The sequence below is a fragment of the Variovorax sp. FG153 genome (genome assembly GCF_057809595.1).
This window is the reverse complement of record NZ_JBMDKG010000017.1, coordinates 108460-127397: the sequence shown is the minus strand read 5'-3', so window position 1 is coordinate 127397 and position 18938 is coordinate 108460. Positions and strand designations below refer to the sequence as shown.

At 69.0% G+C, this 18938-nt stretch carries 20 protein-coding genes; 4 read left to right on the top strand and 16 right to left on the bottom strand.

The features are described from left to right. Position 1: 1 nt before the first annotated feature. Positions 2-1324, bottom strand: coding sequence for a M16 family metallopeptidase (locus ACODT0_RS19830; RefSeq protein ID WP_413764616.1), 1323 nt, complete (start codon positions 1322-1324; stop codon positions 2-4). Positions 1325-1419: 95 nt separating this feature from the next. Then, positions 1420-2862 carry a M16 family metallopeptidase gene (locus ACODT0_RS19825; protein WP_057596075.1) on the bottom strand — a complete coding sequence of 481 codons (1443 nt, stop codon included), beginning with the start codon at positions 2860-2862 and terminating at the stop codon, positions 1420-1422. A gap of 29 nt (positions 2863-2891) precedes the next feature. Between ACODT0_RS19825 and ftsY the strand changes: the two genes are divergently transcribed. After that, complete coding sequence (gene ftsY, locus ACODT0_RS19820) at positions 2892-4157, top strand: signal recognition particle-docking protein FtsY (protein WP_261213505.1); 1266 nt, start codon at positions 2892-2894, stop codon at positions 4155-4157. A gap of 12 nt (positions 4158-4169) precedes the next feature. On the opposite strand, the gene ACODT0_RS19815 is transcribed toward ftsY, so the two are convergent. Together ACODT0_RS19815 and ACODT0_RS19810 are read right to left on the bottom strand one after the other, a co-directional pair. Further along, complete coding sequence (locus tag ACODT0_RS19815) at positions 4170-5960, bottom strand: ATP-binding response regulator (RefSeq protein ID WP_413762397.1); 1791 nt, start codon at positions 5958-5960, stop codon at positions 4170-4172. 10 nt (positions 5961-5970) lie between these two features. Further along, positions 5971-6696 carry a response regulator transcription factor gene (locus ACODT0_RS19810; protein WP_057597537.1) on the bottom strand — a complete coding sequence of 242 codons (726 nt, stop codon included), beginning with the start codon at positions 6694-6696 and terminating at the stop codon, positions 5971-5973. 176 nt (positions 6697-6872) lie between these two features. Here ACODT0_RS19810 and ACODT0_RS19805 point away from each other — a divergent pair, with 176 nt between their 5' ends. Continuing rightward, a complete protein-coding gene (locus ACODT0_RS19805) occupies positions 6873-7343 on the top strand; it encodes an Mpo1 family 2-hydroxy fatty acid dioxygenase (RefSeq protein ID WP_057597536.1) in 471 nt (156 codons plus the stop codon). 171 nt (positions 7344-7514) lie between these two features. Next, the gene (gene rpoH, locus ACODT0_RS19800) at positions 7515-8456 is read left to right on the top strand and encodes an RNA polymerase sigma factor RpoH (RefSeq protein WP_057597535.1); all 942 of its coding nucleotides are present in this window, start codon (positions 7515-7517) and stop codon (positions 8454-8456) included. Between the two features lie 60 nt (positions 8457-8516). Here the strand turns inward: rpoH and ACODT0_RS19795 are convergent, their stop codons facing one another. The 6 genes from ACODT0_RS19795 to ACODT0_RS19770 are packed head-to-tail and all read right to left on the bottom strand — an operon-like array spanning position 8517 to position 13695. Further along, positions 8517-9380 carry a DNA alkylation repair protein gene (locus ACODT0_RS19795; protein ID WP_057597534.1) on the bottom strand — a complete coding sequence of 288 codons (864 nt, stop codon included), beginning with the start codon at positions 9378-9380 and terminating at the stop codon, positions 8517-8519. Positions 9381-9384: 4 nt separating this feature from the next. Continuing rightward, the gene (locus ACODT0_RS19790) at positions 9385-10002 is read right to left on the bottom strand and encodes an SCO family protein (protein WP_057597533.1); all 618 of its coding nucleotides are present in this window, start codon (positions 10000-10002) and stop codon (positions 9385-9387) included. 4 nt (positions 10003-10006) lie between these two features. Continuing rightward, entirely contained in the window at positions 10007-10912 is a 906-nt protein-coding gene (cyoE, locus tag ACODT0_RS19785; RefSeq protein ID WP_057597532.1) for a heme o synthase, read from the bottom strand. Next, a complete protein-coding gene (locus ACODT0_RS19780; protein ID WP_422095966.1) occupies positions 10909-12147 on the bottom strand; it encodes a COX15/CtaA family protein in 1239 nt (412 codons plus the stop codon). Before ACODT0_RS19780 ends, cyoE begins: the two co-directional genes overlap by 4 nt. A 38-nt stretch (positions 12148-12185) precedes the next feature. Continuing rightward, a complete protein-coding gene (locus ACODT0_RS19775; RefSeq protein WP_489042097.1) occupies positions 12186-12866 on the bottom strand; it encodes a hypothetical protein in 681 nt (226 codons plus the stop codon). Further along, a complete protein-coding gene (locus ACODT0_RS19770) occupies positions 12853-13695 on the bottom strand; it encodes an SURF1 family protein (RefSeq protein ID WP_489042096.1) in 843 nt (280 codons plus the stop codon). The genes ACODT0_RS19775 and ACODT0_RS19770 overlap by 14 nt, the downstream gene beginning before the upstream one ends. A gap of 27 nt (positions 13696-13722) precedes the next feature. Here ACODT0_RS19770 and ACODT0_RS19765 point away from each other — a divergent pair, with 27 nt between their 5' ends. After that, the gene (locus tag ACODT0_RS19765; protein WP_057596471.1) at positions 13723-13953 is read left to right on the top strand and encodes a twin transmembrane helix small protein; all 231 of its coding nucleotides are present in this window, start codon (positions 13723-13725) and stop codon (positions 13951-13953) included. 77 nt (positions 13954-14030) lie between these two features. On the opposite strand, the gene ACODT0_RS19760 is transcribed toward ACODT0_RS19765, so the two are convergent. The 6 genes from ACODT0_RS19760 to coxB form a co-directional block, all read right to left on the bottom strand. Then, positions 14031-14912 (bottom strand): cytochrome c oxidase subunit 3, encoded by an 882-nt coding sequence (locus ACODT0_RS19760; RefSeq protein WP_057596470.1) that lies wholly within the window; start codon positions 14910-14912, stop codon positions 14031-14033. 67 nt (positions 14913-14979) lie between these two features. Next, positions 14980-15207 (bottom strand): DUF2970 domain-containing protein, encoded by a 228-nt coding sequence (locus ACODT0_RS19755; protein WP_057596469.1) that lies wholly within the window; start codon positions 15205-15207, stop codon positions 14980-14982. After that, a complete protein-coding gene (locus ACODT0_RS19750; protein WP_057596468.1) occupies positions 15207-15833 on the bottom strand; it encodes a cytochrome c oxidase assembly protein in 627 nt (208 codons plus the stop codon). The genes ACODT0_RS19755 and ACODT0_RS19750 overlap by 1 nt, the downstream gene beginning before the upstream one ends. A 37-nt stretch (positions 15834-15870) precedes the next feature. Then, positions 15871-15984, bottom strand: a complete 114-nt coding sequence (locus ACODT0_RS19745) for a cytochrome oxidase small assembly protein (RefSeq protein WP_216087408.1) — start codon at positions 15982-15984, stop codon at positions 15871-15873. 46 nt (positions 15985-16030) lie between these two features. After that, complete coding sequence (gene ctaD, locus ACODT0_RS19740) at positions 16031-17668, bottom strand: cytochrome c oxidase subunit I (protein WP_057596467.1); 1638 nt, start codon at positions 17666-17668, stop codon at positions 16031-16033. Between the two features lie 62 nt (positions 17669-17730). Next, positions 17731-18903, bottom strand: a complete 1173-nt coding sequence (gene coxB / locus ACODT0_RS19735) for a cytochrome c oxidase subunit II (protein WP_261213491.1) — start codon at positions 18901-18903, stop codon at positions 17731-17733. Positions 18904-18938 lie beyond the last annotated feature (35 nt).

Here is an 18938-nt window from a genome sequence, read left to right as displayed (position 1 = left end):
CCTACTTGCCCTGCGGCCTGGCCTGCGGGTCGCTGCCCACCACTACCGTCACCATGCGGTCGGGCTGCAGCTTGCGTGCGAACGCGGCCTTGATGTCGGCGGCGGTCACGGCATTCATGCGCGCGGTCCAGGTGTCGAGGTAATCGAGCGGCAGGTCGTTCCAGGCGATGTTGGCGACGTTGCCGATCAGCTTGCGGTTGCTGTCGAGCAGGAGCGGAAAGCCGCCGATCAGGTTGTCCTTCGCGGCCTTGAGCTCGTTCTGCGTGGGCCCTTCGGCGACGAACTTCGCGAGCACCTCGCGCGCCACCTTCACCGCCTCGGCCGCCTGGTCGGGCCGGGTCTGGAAGCCGACGCGGAACGCGCCCGCGTCGAGCCCCGGCGCGAAGCCGCTGTAGACGCTGTAGGTCAGGCCGCGCTTCTCGCGCACCTCGTCGGTCAGGCGCGAGACGAAGCCGCCGCCGCCGAGGATGTAGTTGCCGAGGTTGAGCGCGAAGTGGTCGGGGTCCTTGCGCGGATAGCCGGGCTGGCCGATGTAGACATGGGTCTGCGCCGACTCGAAGGGGATGCGCAGCTCCTTCGACGCGGCCAGCGCCGGCACCGGTGCGATCGCGGGCAGCGGCGTGCAGGCCTCGGGGCCGGGCAGCCGCGACAGCATCGCATTGGCGATGCCTTCGGCCTGCGCGCGCGTCACCGCGCCCACGATGCTGAGCTTGGCGCGGCACGGCACGATCAGTTGCTGGTAGCGCTGGCGCATGGCCGCGGTGTCGATGCGCGCGAGCGTGGCCTCGGTGGTCTGCTGGCCATAGGGATGGCCGCCGTAGACCGCGGTCGCGAAAGCGCGCGCCGCAACCGTCGCGGGCTTGGTGTTGCCCTCGCGGATCGAGGCGGAAAGGCGCTCGCGTTCGCGCTGCCAGATGTCGTCGGGGAAGGTGGGTTCGCCGATCACGCGCGCGGCCAGCGCCACCGCCTTGTCGAGCAGCTGGGGGTCGGCGAGGCTGCGCAAGGTGTAGCTGGTGCGGTCGTTGCTGGCGCTGACGTCGAACTCGGCGCCCAGATCGGCCCAGGCCTCGCCCAGCGCGTTCTGGTCGAGCGCGGGCTCGCCGTTGCGGCCGGCGCGCACGCCCTTCTCGACCATGGTCGAGCTCACGCTCGCGAGGCCGGCCTGGTCGGCGGGATCGCGCCGGCTGCCGGCATCGAAGTCGACCTCGACGTCGACGATCGGCAGCGCCTGCGAGGACACCAGGTAGATCTTGGCGCCGTTGGCCAGCGTCCAGTGTTCGATCGGCAGCGCGGCCTGCGCGGCCAGGCCGGCGAAGCCGAGCATGGCCAGCACGCCGGTGCGCAGCAGGCGGCCGGCGGCGGCCGGCTTGGAAAGGAAGAGGGACATGGGGATCGAGCCTTCGAGCGATGCGGCGGCGTTCAACGCAGTTCTCCCGCGGGAGCGGCGAAGCCGCGGGCACGGGGCCGCGCATCGGGCGGCAGCGGGACCAGGGTGGCCACGGTGAGCTGGTCGTCGCCGAAGTACCTGGCGGCCACCGCCTGCACCTGCGCGGCGGTCACGGCCTGCAGCTTCGCGATCATGCGCGGGTCGGCATCGAGCGGCAGGCCCTGCACCCAGTTGCTGCCGAGTTCGCGCGCCTGCGCCATCACCGAATCGCGCTTGTAGGTCTCGCTCGCCACCCACTGCGTCTTGACGCGCGCGAGCTCGGCCTCGCCCACGCCTTCCCTGGCGATGCGCGCGACCTGCGCGCGCAGCGCGGCCTCGACCTGGGCGGCGGTCTTGCCGGCCGCGGGCACGCCCGCCAGGCCGAACAGCTGAGGGCCGCGCCCGATCAGCCCCGAATAGGCACCGGCCGAATCGGCCACGCGCTCGGGTCCCTGCGTGAGCGCGCGGTCGAGCCGCGCGCCGGTGTAGCCGTCGAGCACGGCCGACAGCACCTCGAGCGCCCAGGCGTCGCTCTCGGCATCGATGCTCTCGAGCTGCGGGATGCGGAAGGCCAGCGAGACGTAGGCCTGCTCGGCCGGCGCCTTGAACTCGATGCGGCGGATGCCGCGCTGCGGCGGCTCGATGCGCGGCTTGCGCACCGGCACCGCGCGCGCGGGGATGCCGCCGTAGTACTTCTCGGCCAGCGCGCGCACCTTGTCGACGTCGACATCGCCGGCGATCACGATCGCGGCATTGGCGGGCACGTACCAGCGGCGGTGGAACTCGCGCACGTCCTCGGGCGTCATCGCGTCGAGGTCGCTCATCCAGCCCACCACCGGCCGGTGGTAGGGCGAGGCGGTGAAGACGGCCGCGCTCTGCTGCTCGCCGAGCAGGGCGCGCGGCTGGTCCTCGGTGCGCATGCGGCGCTCTTCCTTGACCACCTCGATCTCGCGCTTGAACTCGTCGTCGGGCCACTGGTTGTTGGCGAAGCGGTCGGATTCGAGCTTCATCACCTGCTCGAGGCTGCCGACCGGGATCTGCTGGTAGTAGCCGGTGTAGTCGCGCGTGGTGAAGGCGTTCTCCTGCCCGCCCAGCGCCGCCACGCGGCGCGAGAACTCGCCGGGCTTGATCGACTTCGTGCCCTTGAACATCATGTGCTCGAGCGCATGGGCCACGCCCGAGGTGCCGTCGACCTCGTCGATCGAGCCCACGCGCACCCAGACCATCTGCACCGCGGTCGGCGAGCGCCGGTCGGGCTGCACGATCAGGGTCATGCCGTTGGAGAGGGTGAACTGCTGGGGACCTGGAGCCGAAGCGGTGGCGGCGGTGGCCGGGGGCGATGGCTGTTGCGCCTGCGCGGGCAGGCCCCAGGGCGCCACGAACGCCAGGGCCAGCACCGCACCAGACGCAGCGCGGCGTGGCGAGGGGTGTTTCATAGAATGGCTCCGATTCTAAAAAGCGCCCGATGTTCAGTTTCTTCAAGAAAAAACCACCCGCGGAAACGCCCGAAGCACCGGCCCCGCAGGCGCCAGCGACTCCGCCGGCCGAACCTGCCCCCGCCGCGGAGAGCGCGCCCTCGCGCTCGGTGTTCTCGCCCTCGAGCTGGTTCGGCGCGAAACCGGCGGCGAAGGAAACACCGCCTCCCGCACCGGTGGAACCGCCCGCCGCACCGCCGGCGCCGGTGGCCGCGCCCCCGGTGCAACCCGTGGCGCCGGCCCCCTCCCCGGCCCCCGTCGCGGCGCCGCCCGCCGTCGACCTCCCGATCCTCGCGCCGGCCCCCGCGCCCGTGCCCGCACCGGTGCTCGAGATCGCCCCCCCGCCCGCGCCCGAACGCCGAGGCTGGCTCGACAAGCTCAAGACCGGCCTGCGCAAGACCGGCACCGGCATCCAGGCGGTGTTCGTCAATGCCCAGATCGACGACGCGCTCTACGAAGAACTCGAGTCGGCGCTGCTGATGGCCGATGCCGGCGTGAAGGCGACCGAATACCTGCTCGACGACCTGCGCCGCCGCGTGAAGAGCCAGATGGCCACCGACGCGTCGCAGGTCAAGCGGCTGCTGGCCGAAGCCATCGCCGACCTGCTGCGCCCGCTCGAGAAGCCGCTGGAGATCGGCCGCCACACGCCCACCGTGATCATGGTCGCGGGCGTGAACGGCGCGGGCAAGACCACCTCCATCGGCAAGCTCACCAAGCACCTGGCCAACGAAGGCGCCTCGGTGCTGCTGGCCGCGGCCGACACCTTCCGTGCCGCGGCGCGCGAGCAGTTGCTGGTCTGGGCCGACCGCAACACGGTGGAGATCGTGAGCCAGGAAGGTGGCGACCCTTCCGCCGTGAGCTTCGACGCGGTCAACGCCGGCAAGGCGCGCGGCAAGGACGTGGTGCTGGTCGACACCGCCGGGCGGCTGCCGACGCAGCTGCACCTGATGGACGAGCTCAAGAAGATCAAGCGCGTGGTCACCAAGGCCGACGCCACCGCGCCGCACGAGGTGCTGCTGGTGATCGACGGCAACACCGGCCAGAACGCGCTGGCGCAGGTCAAGGCCTTCGACGAGACGCTGGGCCTGACCGGGCTGGTCGTGACCAAGCTCGACGGCACGGCCAAGGGCGGCGTGCTGTGCGCGATCGCGCGCGAGCGGCCGATCCCGGTCTACTTCATCGGCGTGGGCGAGAAGCTCGAGGACCTCGAGACCTTCGACGCGCGCGAGTTCGCGCAGGCGCTGCTGGGCAACTGAAGGCCCGCCGCTTCAGCCGGCGCGCACCGCCTCGCTCATCGCCTCGAGCAACCGGTCGGCCACCACCGGCTTGAACAGCACCGGCACGCGCGACTCGCGCACGCGCTGCAGCCGGTCGGGCGAGGTCTCGCCGGTGATCAGCAGCAGCGGCGTGGCACGCCCGCCGTTGCGGCTCAGGCGCAAGCCCACGTCGAGGCCGTCGACGCCATCGGCCAGCCGGTAGTCGCACAGCAGCAGCTCGAAGGGACGGCCCTCGCCGCGCGCCTGTGCCAGCGCCCGCGCGGCCGCGGCCTCGTCGTCCACGGCCCGCGCCTCGACCGCGTGCGAGCGCAGCAGGCCGGTCATGGCCTCGCGGATCTCCTGCTCGTCGTCGAGCAGCAGCACGCGCGCGGGCAGCCGCGCCGCGCCGCGGTGGCGCTGCTCCCCGGCATCGGTCGCCGCGGCTTGCGGCGAGAAGGGCCCGGCCAATGCGCCGGCCTGCGCGTTCGCGGCCTGCACCACCAGCCGGAAGTGCGTGCCGCGGCCCAGGCGCGAATGCATCTGCACCGGATGGCCGAGCAGGCGCGAGAGACGCTGCACGATCGACAGCCCGATGCCCAGCCCGCGCGAGCGGTCGCGGCCCGGGTTGTCGACCTGGTAGAACTCCTCGAAGATCCGGCCCGACTGCTCCGGCGCGATGCCGATGCCGGTGTCGCGCACCTCGATCCACACCGTCTCGCCGCGGTCGCGCGCGATCACCGTCACGCCGCCGCTGGCGGTGTACTTGAGCGCGTTGTCCATCAGGTTCGACAGCATGCGGTGCAGCAACTGCGGATCGCTGCGCACCCACAGGCCGCTGGCGCGCACGCGCAGCTGCAGCGACTTCTGCTCGGCGCGCGCCGAGAAAGTGTGGTTGAGCGGCAGGAACAGCGCGTCGAGCTGCACCGCCTGCACCTCGGGCACGACCACGCCGGCATCGAGCCGCGACACGTCGAGCATGGTGTCGAGCGAGGCGCCGAGCGCATTCACCGCGCGCATCAGCCGCTCGGCGTTGCGGCCCTCGGGACGGTTGCGCAGTTCGTTCTCGAGCGCCGCGCCGAACAGCGCGATCGCATGCAGCGGCTGGCGCAGGTCGTGGCTGGCGGTGCCGAGGAAGCGGGTCTTCTCGAGGCTGGCCCGCTCGGTGGCCGCGATCTGCTCGCCCAGGCGCGCGGCCAGTGCCTCGTTCTCGAAGCGCAGCATCAGCGAATCGGTCAGGAGCCGGTGCTGGCGAATGCCCGCGTGCAGGGTCAGCATCAGGTAGGCCGCGCCGGCCGCGGCCAGGAACAGGTGCAGACCGTCGCCCTGCCAGGCCAGCGCGGTGATCATGCCCAGCGACATCGGCAGCGTGTAGCCGAACAGCGCCGGCTTGAGCGGCCACAGCGACTGCGAGGCGCGCGCACAGCTGCCGACGATGACCGCCATCAGCAGCGAGGTCATCGGCAGGTTGCCGGCCGGCACGACCAGCCAGGGCACGACGGCCGTGACCATGCTGACCAGCGTGACCAGGCGCGAGATCTTGCGCGCCCAGTACGGGCTCTCGACGGCCGGCCGCGCCGGGTACCAGCGCGGCGTGAAGAACACGTAGACGTCGGCCAGCACCATGCCGGCCATCCAGAACAGCAGCCGCGGGTCGTGCAGCTGCGCATAGAGGATGGCGCCGAACACCGCCACGAAGCACAGGTGGGTCAGCGTCGAGGCGCTGTAGGTGTCGTAGACCGAGGCGACGTGTTCGCGCAGCACGCGCTGGCCGAGAACGACGTCGGCGGCCGGGTCGTTCAGCACCGCGCGCCGTTCAATGCAGGGTGCTGATCAACTGGGCCCGCGAGCGCATGCCGAACAGCAGCAGGATGGTCGACACGTGGTTCTTCACCGTGCCTTCGCTCAGGTTGGCGAGCTGGGCGATCTCCTTGTTGGCCTTGCCCTCGAGCACCCACTGCAGCACCTGCATCTGGCGCGGCGTGAGTTCCTGCCAGGCGCTGGCATGGGCGAACTCGGCATAGCCCGTGAGCGCCTTCGGCACGGCCGGCGGCGGCGACTGGGCGGCATCGGGGTCGAGCAGGCCGCAGGCGCGGATGAAGCTCACCACTTCCTTCAGGTCGGCCGACTTGGGCAGGAAGGCGCTCGCGCCCAGCGCCAGCACGCCCTGCGCCAGGGTGCTGTTGCCGGTGCCGGAGAGCACCACGATGCGGGCCTCGGGATAGCGCAGGCGGAACTCGGCCAGGCCGCTCAGGCCATGGGTGTCGGGCAGCGCGAGGTCGAGCAGCACCAGGCCGATGGCGTCCTGGTGCGCCTCGTAGAGCTTGAGCGCGTCGGCGACGTTGCCGGCCTCGTAGACCTCGATCGCGGCGCCCGAGGAGGTCGCCTGGGCCTGGACCAGCGCGCAGACGCCGAGCCGCAGCAGGTCGTGGTCGTCGACCACCAGGATCGCGGTACGGCCGCGCGGCGCGATGCCGGCCTGCGCCGCCGAGGACGGGGGAGTGGAGGAGGAAGAGGGATCGAGCGGAGCCACGCGCCGCATCTTAGCGATGCCCCCAGGGGGCGACAGTGCCGGAAGTCATGCTAGTCCCAGCGGCGGCCGCTCGATGTAATGCTATTGTTTGTATAGCACTTGCCAGCGAGGCCAGCGCGGGGCACCATCGGCGGATTCCATCGCGGGCCGCGACGAACGGCCCGCACGAGCCACGGAGACACGCCATGCCGCACACCGCCACCGCCCACGCGCCCGAGGCCGCCAGCGACCGCAAGGTCGATCGCCTGCTCGCCCACTACGAACAGAGCCACCGGCACCCGACCAACGAACTGATCCACTTCGTGGCGATCCCCGCGATCATGGTCAGCCTGGTCGGGCTGATCTTCGCGATCCATCCCTGGGCTGCCTATGCCTTCCTGCTGGCCAGCCTCGTCTACTACCTGACGCTGCGCTCGCCGGTCTTCCTGCTCGCGATGGGCCTCCAGACCGCCATCCTGCTGGCGCTGGTCCATGCCATGGGCAGCCTTGTGTTGCCGATTTCCGCCGCCATCTTCGTGGTGGCGTGGATCTTCCAGTTCATCGGCCACAAGATCGAGGGACGGAAACCTTCGTTCTTCGAAGACATCCAATACCTCTGGGTCGGGCCGCTGTTCGTGGTGTCCAAGCTGCTGCTGAAGCTGGGCATCCGCTGGTAAGTACCCGCTTACGGGGCTTTGCCGGCCGCAAGTCGGACAAGACCGCGGTCCTTCGGGGCCGCTGGCCGACAGTCCCTGCCTATCGGCCCGATAGAGACTTTAGGGGAACCCTTGCCTTAGCACTCCCTCTAACCGAGTGCTAATATGGCCAATACGAAGGAGTTTCCCCTGATGACATCCCTGTCTGGAGCCTCTGCCAACCAGCTCGCCGTCGCCAACCCCTGGTCGATGGTGCCCCCGCTGGGTAACCTGGATGCTTATATTTCGGCCGCCAACCGACTGCCGCTGCTCACCCTCGAGGAAGAGCAGGGCTTCGCCCGCCGTTTGCGCGACCACAACGACCTCGAAGCGGCCGGTGCGCTGATCCTCTCGCACCTGCGCCTCGTGGTGTCCATCTCCCGCCAGTACCTGGGCTACGGGCTGCCGCACGGCGACCTGATCCAGGAGGGCAACGTCGGCCTGATGAAGGCCGTGAAGCGTTTCGACCCCGACCAGGGCGTGCGGCTGGTGAGCTACGCCATGCACTGGATCAAGGCCGAGATCCACGAGTACATCCTGAAGAACTGGCGCATGGTCAAGGTCGCGACGACCAAGGCCCAGCGCAAGCTGTTCTTCAACCTGCGCTCGATGAAGCAGGGCTTCAAGGCCGACTCGGCCGCGGCCGACACCGGCACGCACCGCGAAACGCTGAGCGCCGACGAGGTGACGCAGATGGCCGCGCGCCTGAACGTGAAGCCCGAGGAAGTGCTCGAGATGGAAACCCGGCTGTCGGGCGGCGACGTGCTGCTCGACCCGAGCCCGAACGACGACGGCGAGGAAGCCTTCGGCCCGATCGCCTACCTGGCCGACGCGACGCAGGAACCGACCGCGCTGCTCGAATCGCAGCAGCGCGACCGCCTGTCGAGCGACGGCATCGCGACCGCGCTCGAGGCCCTCGACGCACGCAGCCGCCGCATCGTGGAAGAGCGCTGGCTCAAGGTCAACGACGACGGCTCGGGCGGCATGACGCTGCACGACCTGGCCGCGGTCTATGGCGTGAGCGCCGAGCGCATTCGCCAGATCGAAGTGGCCGCGATGAAGAAGATGAAGAAGGCGCTGGCCGACTACGCCTGATCGGCTTTTTCCGCCCCTTCGAACGAGCCCGGCCCCGCGCCGGGCTTTTTCTTGGGGCGTTCAGCCCGAGGTCTTGGCGAGGGTGCGCAGCGCGCGCTTGGCGATGTAGCGCGTCTCGGCCACGTTCGATTCCTTCACCCAGCGCGCGCACACGCCGTCGACCCACTCCGCCTGCGTCTTGCTCGCGTCGTTGAGCCAGTTGGCGACCGAGTTCTGCACGTAGCGGCTGCCGTCGGCGCGCAGCGGCTCCAGCAGCGGCAGCGCGCGCCAGGGCTCGGCCTTCAGCGCCTCGATCTGCGCGCACCACACGCCGCGCGGGCGCGTGAGTTCGCTCGCGAAGCGGCGGATGTTGGGATCGTCGTCGCGCACCCACGGCTGCAGCAGCGCGAGCGCCTCGTCGAGCGAGCCGACGACCGCGTCGCGCACCGCCATCCAGGCGATCTCGCGCACGCCGAAGTGCGGATCGGCCGCGAAGCGCCGCACCGCCTCGAGCTGGCCGGCCAGCGGCAATTGCGACAGCGTGACCCACTGCGCCGCCCAGCAGCGCGCGACGTCGCTGGCATGCGTGGCGAGCCGGTGCGCAACGGCGTCGCGTTCGTCGTGCAGCGCGGCGAGGTCGTACAGCGCCCGCGCGATGTGGCCGTGCCGCTGCATCGGCTTGAAGGCACTCAGCATCGCCAGCGTGTCGACCAGCCGCTCGCTCGCCGCGTCGAGGCCGATGTGGCCCGCCACGCTGCGCGCCAGCTGCGGCAGTTCGAGCGCGAGGAATTCGTTGAGGTTGACGGTCTCGATCAGCCCGTCGTTGAGGGCGCGCAACACCTCGGGCGGAATCAGCGCGATGCGGAACGCGCCCTTGCGCGCCTTCAGGTGCGCGACCGCCGCGATGGCCGCGGCGAGGCTCTCGGCCTCCGTGCCGCTCGCCATGGCCTCAGGCCGCCAGCAGGGTCTTGATGTCGGCCACCATGGGCGGCACGCCGGCGCCGTAGCGCGCGTACAGCCGCAACCGGCCCTGCGGGTCGTAGACGAAGCTCGCGGCCGAGTGGTCCATCGAATAGCTGGTGGGCGTCTTGCCGTCCACCTTCTTGTAATAGACCTTGAAGTCCTTGGCGGTGGCGACGAGTTCGTCGGCGGTCGGGATCAGCGCGACGAAGCTGGGGTCGAAGGCGCCCATGTAGGCCTTCATCACCTCGGGCGTGTCGCGCGCCGGATCGACCGTGACGAACACCACCTGCAGCTTGTCGCCGTCGGCACCGAGCTGCTGCTTGACCTGCGCCATCTCGGTCATGGTGGTCGGGCAGACGTCGGGGCACTGCGCGTAGCCGAAGAACAGCACGACCACCTTGCCCTTGAAGTCGGCCATGGTGCGCTGCTTGCCGTCGGCGTCCTTCAGCGAGAAGTCGCGCGCGTAGTCGGCGCCCGTGATGTCGACCGCATTGAAGCTCTGCTTGGGTTCGCTGCAGCCCGCGAGGCCCAGCCCCACGGTGGCGGACACGGCCGTCCAGCCCGCGCCGGCGGCGATCAACTTCAGGGCATTGCGCTTGTTCATGGGGTCAGCGGAGGTAGTGGTCGACGAGCAGCGCCGCGAACAGCACGCTCAGGTGGATCAGCGAGAACCGGAAGGTCTTGCGCGCCAGGGCGTCGGAGTAGTTGCGCCACAGCGCGAAGGCGTAGCCGGTGAAGCCCACGCTCACGGCCACGGCCACCACGAGGTAGAGCCAGCCGCTCATGCCGTAGGCGAAGGGCATCAGGCAGGCCGCGAACAGGATGAAGGTGTAGAGCAGCACCTGCAGCCGCGTGAACTCGTTGCCGTGCGTGACCGGCAGCATCGGCAGGCCGGCCTTGCGATAGTCCTCGACGCGGTAGAGCGCCAGCGCCCAGAAGTGCGGCGGCGTCCACAGGAAGATGATGAGGAACAGGATCAGCGCCTCGGGCCCGACCTCGCCCGTCATCGCGGCCCAGCCCAGCACCGGCGGCATCGCGCCCGAGGCGCCGCCGATCACGATGTTCTGCGGCGTCAGCGGCTTGAGGATCACGGTGTAGATCACCGCATAGCCGACGAAGGTGGCGAAGGTCAGCCACATGGTGAGAGGGTTGACGGTGAACCACAGCAGCACCGAGCCGGCCGTGCACAGCGCCGCCGAGAACAGCAGCGCCTGGCGGTCGCTGAGCTCGCCGCGCGCGGTCGGGCGCCAGGCGGTGCGCTTCATCTTGGCGTCGATGCCCTTCTCGACCAGGCAGTTGAACGCGGCCGCCGCGCCCGCCACCAGCCAGATGCCGATGCAGGCCAGCACGGCGCGCTGCACGTCGAGCCACGAAGGCGCGCCGGGCACGGCGAGCACCATGCCGATCAGCGCGCAGAAGACGATCAGCTGCACCACGCGCGGCTTGGTGAGCGCATAGAACTGCCGCAGCACGCTCGCGCCATGCGCCTGCTGCAGGGGAATCGGGGTGCTCATCGGGGGACCTCCGCGCCGCGCAGGGGGGCGCCAGGTGGAACGGCGGGCTTCGCGCGCGACAGGCGGGCGCCGGCCGCCTGCTCGCGCCGGCTCTCGCACAGCGCCCAGACCAGCACCACCGCGAGCGCCGCGGCGCCGCCCGTGTGCAGCAGGGCGGCCGCGAGCGGCCAGCCGAGCAGCACGTTGCCCAGGCCGGTCGCGAGCTGCAGCAGCGCGAGGCCGGCGAGCCAGCCGGCCTGCGGGCGCAGGCTGTCGATGCGGCGCATGCGCCAGGCCAGCAGGCCGAGCGCGACGAACACGAGGTAGGCCATGAGCCGGTGCGCGTAGTGGATCGCGGTGAGCGCCGCGAAATCGAGCGGCACGCCCTCGCCGGTCACGCCGAGGTGGCGCCAGATCTCGAAGCCCTGCGCGAAATTCATCGGCGGCCACCAGCTGTCCTGGCAGGTCGGGAACTGGGTGCAGGCCAGCACCGCGTAGTTGGTGCTGACCCAGCCGCCGAGCACGATCTGCAGCACCAGCAGCACCGAGGTCGCGATCAGGCCGTTGCGCAACGCCGGCGACACCGGCGTGGGCAGGCGCTGCGCGGCCACCTGGCGGTAGCGCACGGCCTGGATGCACAGCAGCGCGAGCAGCACCACGGCGCCCAGCAGGTGCAGCGTGACGATGGCGGGGAAGAGCTTCCAGGTGACGGTGAGCGCGCCGAAGGCCCCCTGCAGGCAGACCCAGACCAGCGTGGCCGCGGGCCACCAGGCGCTGAGCGCGGCATGGTCGCCCTCGCGCCGCGCCGACGACGGTGCCGCCCTCGCCTGCTGGCGCTGCCGCGCGCGCACCACCCAGGTCGCGACCGCGAGCACGGTGATCAGCGCGCCAACGCCGGTGGCAAGGTAGCGATGGACCATCTCGACCCAGGCCTTGCTGTGCGTGACCGGGCCGGTGGGCTGCGCGGCCTGCGCCATCGCGATCTCGTGGCGCGCGCCGACCGGGCTCGCATTGCCGTAGCAGCCGGGCCAGTCGGGGCAGCCCAGGCCCGAATCGGACAGGCGCGTGAAGGCGCCGAACAGCGTGAGGTCGAAGGTCAGGAACAGCGTGAGCACGGTCAGCGCATGCAGCCGCCGCGCCGGACCCGCGCCCGCGTTGCGCCGCCACACCCAGACCAGCGGCCCGAGCGCGATCAGCGCGCCGGCCGCCAGCAGCCAGGCGATCGGCGTGAGGTCGTAGAGCGAGCTGGTGTCCATCTTGATTGAAATCGTCGTGCGTCTTCGTCGTCGCGAGCTCAGCGGCCCGGCTCGTCCCACGAGGCGGAGGCGCGCAGCAGGCGGTCGAGGTCGCGCTTGGCGCGGCCCGCGCCCTTGGCATCCATGCGCGCGGGGAAGCGCATCATGAAGTTGCCCATCGGGTCGACCACGAACAGGTGCTCGGCCAGCGTGTGGCCGGTTTCGGGCGTGAACCACCTGGCGAGCTGCTCGGGCGGCAGGCGCAGCACGGTGGCGCCGCGCAGGCCGTTCTCGAGGCGCTCGGGCACGGGCGCGGCATCGCTGACCAGCCAGACGCGGTCGAGCCGGTCCTTCTCGCGGCCCAGCACCTCGCGCAGCTGGCGCTGCAGGTAGAGCTGCTGCTCGCACAAGGCGTCGCAGGCGGCATCGGCCACCGCCACCAGCAGCCACTGGCCCTTGAGCGTCTGCAGGCTGACCGGCGCGCCCGCACGGTCGGCGGCGGTCAGCGCCGGCATCTCGTGCTGCGGATCGATCAGCTGGCCATAGACGCTGCGGCCCTCGGGCCGGATCACGTAGTAGGTGAAATACGAGGCGATCACGGGCGCCGCGCACATCAGCATGACGGCGATCATCTTCCAGCGCCCGACGACCGTGCGGCGGCCCTCCGCGCCGTCGAGCGCCTGGGTCGGCGACGGCATCGAGTGCACGGTCAGCCCCAGCGGCTCGTCAGAGGCCTGCATCGCGGCGTGCGCGGCGCGAGCGCCGGAGGGGGGCAATGAATTGGAACCAGACATAGAGGATCACCACGAGGGCCGACAGGCCGAACCACTGGAATGCATAGCCATAGTGTTTCTCCAGGCCCAGCGCCGGCGCCGGCCAATCGCGCTGCAGGCCCTCGGAAGCGGGCCCGGTCTGCTGCAGCGACACGTCGGTGCGCAGCGGCAGTTGCGTTTCGGCACGGAAGCCTTCGAGGTCGAGATTCTGCCGGATGGGCGAAGACCCCTCGCCAGCCGGTGCCGAGGCCGGCGCGGCGGGCTTGCCGAGCTCGAGCAGGTGGCCCGGCGGCGGCTCGATCAGGCCGGTGACGTCGACGAGGCCGGCCGGCGTCTCGACCGCGCCCAGCTGCGTGCGGTCGTTGAAATTGCGCTGGATCCAGCCGCGCTGCACCATCACCGTCTGGTTGCTGCCCTCGAGCGCGAGCGGCGTCAGCACGTAGAAGCCGGGCACGCCGTGCATCTGGCGGTTGTCGAGGTAGACCGATTGCGCCGCGAGCCACAGCCCGCGCAGGTGCACGGGGCGGTGCAGCATCTCGGCGGGACGCTCGAGCGCGAGGAAGTCGGCCTGCTCGAGCGGCGGCTTGAGCTTCTGGGCCTCGATCTCGGCCTGCAGCGCCTCTTTTTGCGCCGCGCGCGAAAGCTGCCAGCGGCCCAGCGAGATGGTCGACGAGACGGTGACCAGCGCGGCGATGGTCATCAGCCAGAAGCGGGCCCAGGTCCAGCCGCGGTCGCTGCGCTGGCGGGAGAAGGCGCGGTCCGGCGCGGGGGGCGGGGTCAGGGGATCGGGAGTCACTGGAGCGCGGGTGGCAGGCGGCCGATAATGCGGGTCATGAAATACTTCGTTGCCCTGTTGTTCGTGGGCATCTTCGCGAGCCTGGCTTTCGCGCTCTTCTACATGTTGAAGGACGGTCGCAACGGGCGCGCCAAGAGCGGCGGCATGGCGCGCGCGCTCACCTTTCGGATCGGCCTCTCGGTCTTTTTGTTCCTCTGCATGCTGCTGGCCTGGAAATTCGGCTACATCCAGCCCACCGGGCTCCCTCTCGGCAAGTAGGTGGTGCTCGTTCCACGAGAACCATGAAAAAGGCGCCTGACGGCGCCTTTTTTCTGGAATGCCGCGAGGTGCTTCGCTCAAAGCCAATAGACCAGCATGTAGAGGCCCAGCCACACCACGTCGACGAAGTGCCAGTACCAGGCGGCGCCCTCGAAGCCGAAGTGGCGCTCGGGCGTGAAGTGGCCCTTCTGCAGGCGCAGCGTGATGAACAGCAGCATCAGCATGCCGATGAACACGTGCAGGCCGTGGAAGCCGGTCAGCATGAAGAAGGTCGAGCCGTAGGTGCCCGAGCTGAGCTTGAGGTTCAGTTCGGTGTACAGGTGGTGGTACTCGTAGCCCTGCACGCCCAGGAAGATCACGCCGAGCAGCACGGTGAGCCACATGAAGCGGATGGTCTGCGCGCGATGGCCGGCACGCAGCGCGTGGTGGGCGATGGTCAGCGTCACGCCCGAGCTCAGCAGCAGCGCGGTGTTGATCGTGGGCAGCCAGAACGGGCCGACGGTCTGGAACGGCTCGACGATGCCGGCCGGCGAACCGGTCGCGCCGGCCGCGACGCTGGGCCACACGGCCTTGAAGTCGGGCCACAGCAGCGCGTTGTCCAGGCTGCCGAGGTTCGGCAGCGCGTGGGTACGGGCCCACCACAGCGCGGTGAAGAAGGCGCCGAAGAACATCACCTCGGAGAAGATGAACCAGCTCATGCTCCAGCGGTACGAGAGATCGATCTTGTGGCCGTACTGGCCGCTCTCGCTCTCGCCGATGGCGGCGCGGAACCACACGAACAGCGTGCCGAGCCAGATCAGCATGCCCAGCAGCAGCGACCACGCACCCCACTGGTGGCCGTTGATCCACTGCCCCGCGCCGAGGATCACGAAGAACAGGCCGATGGCGGACACGACCGGGTAGGCCGAGGGTCCTGGCACGAAGTAGTAAGGCGTGGTGCCGTGGGTGGTTGAACTCATATCAGCTCCTGGCTTTCTTTCTTCTCTCGATTCGATGGGTTCTGGGTATCGTGGGTTCGTTCGGGTCTCAGGGCGCGACCACGAAGCGCACCACCAGCACGAGGCCGACGATGAACGCGATCACCATCACGAAGGCGACCGCGATGATGTGCAGCGGGTTCAGCTTGGCCAGGTCGTCCTGGTAGGCGCTCTTCTTGCGAATGCCGAAGAACGACCAGGCCACGGCCTTGAGCGTCGCGAGCAGCGAGCCCTTGCGCTGCGTGGCGGGGGTCGGGGTGGGCGGCGAATCGACCATCACGAACGCGGCTCGGCGGCGGTGGCGGGCGCGACGGCGACCGGCGCCGCGGGCGTCTTGCCGCCGACCTCGAAGAAGGTGTACGACAAGGTGATCGTCTTCACGTCCTTCGAGATCTTGGGATCGATCACGAAGGCGACCGGCCACTGCTTCTTCTCGCCCGCGTCGAGCGTGTACTGGTTGAAGCAGAAGCACTCGAGCTTGTTGAAATAGGGCGCGGCCTGCTGCGGCGCGTAGCTCGGGATGGCCTGCGCGGCCATGCGGCGGTTCTGCACGTTCTGGAACTCGTACATCACCGTGTTGAGCTCGCCCGGGTGCACTTCCATCGTGCGCTCGGCCGGCTTGAAGTCCCAGAGGCCGCCGCGCACGTTGGAGTCGAACTCGACCTTGATCGTGCGGGTCATGTCGATCTGCGTGTTGTCGGGCACGCGCACGTTCTTGCCGCCGCTCGCGCCACCCGGCACCTCGAGCTCGGAGAGCGCGAGGATGTTGATGCCGGTCATCTCGCAGATGGCGCGGTACAGCGGCACCAGCGCGTAGCCGAAGGCGAACATGCCGCAGGCGACCACGGCCAGCTTGCCGACCATCTGGACATTGGCGCGCCGGATGCGTTGACCGAGGCTCATGTGCGTGTGCTCCCGTGCCTGGAAATTGATGGAGGCGTCAGCGGCCGCTGAACCAGACCATGCGCACGACGAAGCCGATGAAGAAGATCAGCGCGATCGAGGCCAGCGTGAGCCCCATGCGGCGGTTGCTTCTTCTCTGTTCGGGCGTCATCGCGTGGCGGTCTCGGTCGTCGGGGTTGCGTGGGGCGGTGCGGCGCTCAGCCGATCACCTTGGTGGCGGTCGCGTCGAGCTTGGGCGGCGTCTCGAAGGTGTGGAACGGCGCCGGCGACGGCACTTCCCACTCGAGGCCCTCGGCGGCTTCCCACGGCTTCTGCGGTGCCTTCTCGCCCTTGCCGAGCATGGTCGGCAGCACGACGAAGAAGAAGAAGTACACCTGGGCCAGGCCGAAGGCGAAGGCGCCGACCGATGCCACCGCGTTGAAGTCGGCGAACTGCATCGGGTAGTCGGCATAGCGGCGCGGCATGCCCGCCAGGCCCAGGAAGTGCATCGGGAAGAAGGTGATGTTGAACGAGATCAGCGACCACCAGAAGTGGATTTTGCCGCGCGTTTCGTTGTACATCACGCCGGTCCACTTGGGCGCCCAGTAGTAGTAGCCCGCGAACATCGCGTAGAGCGAGCCGGCCACCAGCACGTAGTGGAAGTGGGCCACCACGTAGTAGGTGTCCTGCAGCTGGATGTCGATCGGCGCGATCGCGAGGATCAGGCCGGTGAAGCCGCCCATCGTGAACACGAAGATGAAGCCCACCGCGAACAGCATCGGCGTCTCGAAGGTCATCGAGCCCTGCCACATGGTCGCGATCCAGTTGAAGATCTTCACGGCCGTCGGCACCGCGATCAGCATGGTCGCGTACATGAAGAACAGCTGGCCCGTGACCGGCATGCCGGTCGTGAACATGTGGTGCGCCCAGACGATGAACGACAGGATCGCGATCGACGAGGTGGCGTACACCATCGAGGCGTAGCCGAACAGCTTCTTGCGCGCGAAGGCCGGCACGATCTGGCTGATGATGCCGAAGGCCGGCAAGATCATGATGTAGACCTCGGGGTGGCCGAAGAACCAGAAGATGTGCTGGTACATCACCGGGTCGCCGCCGCCGGCGGGGTTGAAGAAGCTGGTGCCGAAGTGGCGGTCGGTCAGCGTCATCGTGATGGCGCCGGCGAGCACCGGCATCACGGCGATCAGCAGGTAGGCGGTGATGAGCCAGGTCCAGCAGAACATCGGCATCTTCATCAGCGTCATGCCGGGGGCGCGCATGTTGAGGATGGTCACGATGATGTTGATCGAGCCCATGATCGACGAGGCGCCCATGATGTGCATCGCGAAGATGCCGGCGTCCATCGAGGGGCCCATCTGCAGCGTGAGCGGCGCGTAGAGCGTCCAGCCCGCGGCCGGTGCGCCGCCGGGCATGAAGAACGAACCGACCAGCATCAGCGCCGCCGGGATCAGCAGCCAGAAGCTGAAGTTGTTCATGCGCGCGAACGCCATGTCCGAAGCGCCGATCTGCAGCGGGATCATCCAGTTCGCGAAGCCCACGAAGGCCGGCATGATCGCGCCGAACACCATGATCAGGCCGTGCATGGTGGTGAACTGGTTGAACAGCTCGGGGTTCACGAGCTGCAGGCCCGGCTGGAACAGCTCGGCGCGGATCAACAGCGCGAGCACGCCGCCCACCATCAGCATCGTGAAGCTGAACAGCAGGTAGAGCGTGCCGATGTCCTTGTGGTTGGTCGCGAACACCCAGCGGCGCCAGCCGGTGGGCGCGTGGTGGTCATGGTGGTCGTCGTGCGCGTGGTCGCCGTGGGCGTGACCGTGGGGGTCGAGGACTGCACTCATTTCATCGTTCCTTGAATATCTCGTCGCTGGGCGCTGTTCGCTGTGTTGTTCCGGTCAACCGATCACTTGCCGCGCAGGGCAAGGACTTCGGCCGGCTGCACGATCTGGCCCGTCTTGTTCGACCAGCTGTTCTTGGTGTAGGTGGCGACGGCCGCGAGGTCGGTGTCGCTCAGCTGCTTCCAGGACGGCATCGCGCCGTTGTTCTGGCCGTTGAGCAGCACCATCAGCTGCACCTTGTGGTCGGCGTCGAGCACCTTCGGGTCGCCGTCGAGCGCCTTGATCGGGCCCGCGCCCTTGCCGTTGGCCTGGTGGCAGGCCGCGCAGTTGGCGGCGTAGACCTTCTCGCCGCGCGCCATCATGTCGGGCAGGGTCCAGACCTTGGTCGGGTCGTCGAGCTTGGCGGCGGCTTCCTTGCGCTTGGCGGCGACCCAGGTCGTGTAGTCGGCGGCCGAGACCACCTTCACGTGGATCGGCATGTAGGCGTGTTCCTTGCCGCACAGTTCCTGGCACTGGCCGTAGTAGTCGCCGACGGTCTCGGCGCGGAACCAGGTGTCGCGCACGAAGCCGGGGATCGCGTCCTGCTTGATGCCGAGCTGCGGCACCGCGAAGGCGTGGATCACGTCGTTGGCGGTGGTGATGATGCGAACCTTCTTCTGCACCGGCACGACCATGGGGTTGTCGACCTTGAACAGGTAGTCGTCGGGAATCGCGCCCTTGGCGCCGGCGTCGGACATCGCGCGCTGCGAGCTGTCGAGCGTGGAGATGAAGGCCAGGCCCTCGCCTTCGCCGTTCAGGTAGTCGTAGCCCCACTTCCACTGGTAGCCGGTGGTCTTGATCGTGAGGTCGGCGTTGGTGGTGTCCTTCTGGGCCACCAGCACCTTGGTGGCGGGCAGCGCCATCGCGATCACGATCAGGAAGGGAACGATGGTCCAGATGACTTCGACCACCACCGATTCATGGAAGTTGGCGGCCTTGTGGCCCACCGACTTGCGGTGCTTCCAGATCGAATAGAACATGACCGCGAACACGGCCACGAAGATCACCGTGCAGATGATCATCATCACCGTGTGCAGGAAGTGCTGCTCCTGCGCAATCTTGGTCACACCGACCGGAAGATTCAACTGGCGCACCGAGGGGCCGCCGGGCAGATCGTTGACTGCGTGCGCCGCGCCGCTGAAAGCCGCGCCGGCCGCCAGCATCGCCGGCATGAACTTATTGCGCCAAATGCTCTTCATCGTGTTCACGTTTCTTCAAATTTTCAACAAACCCA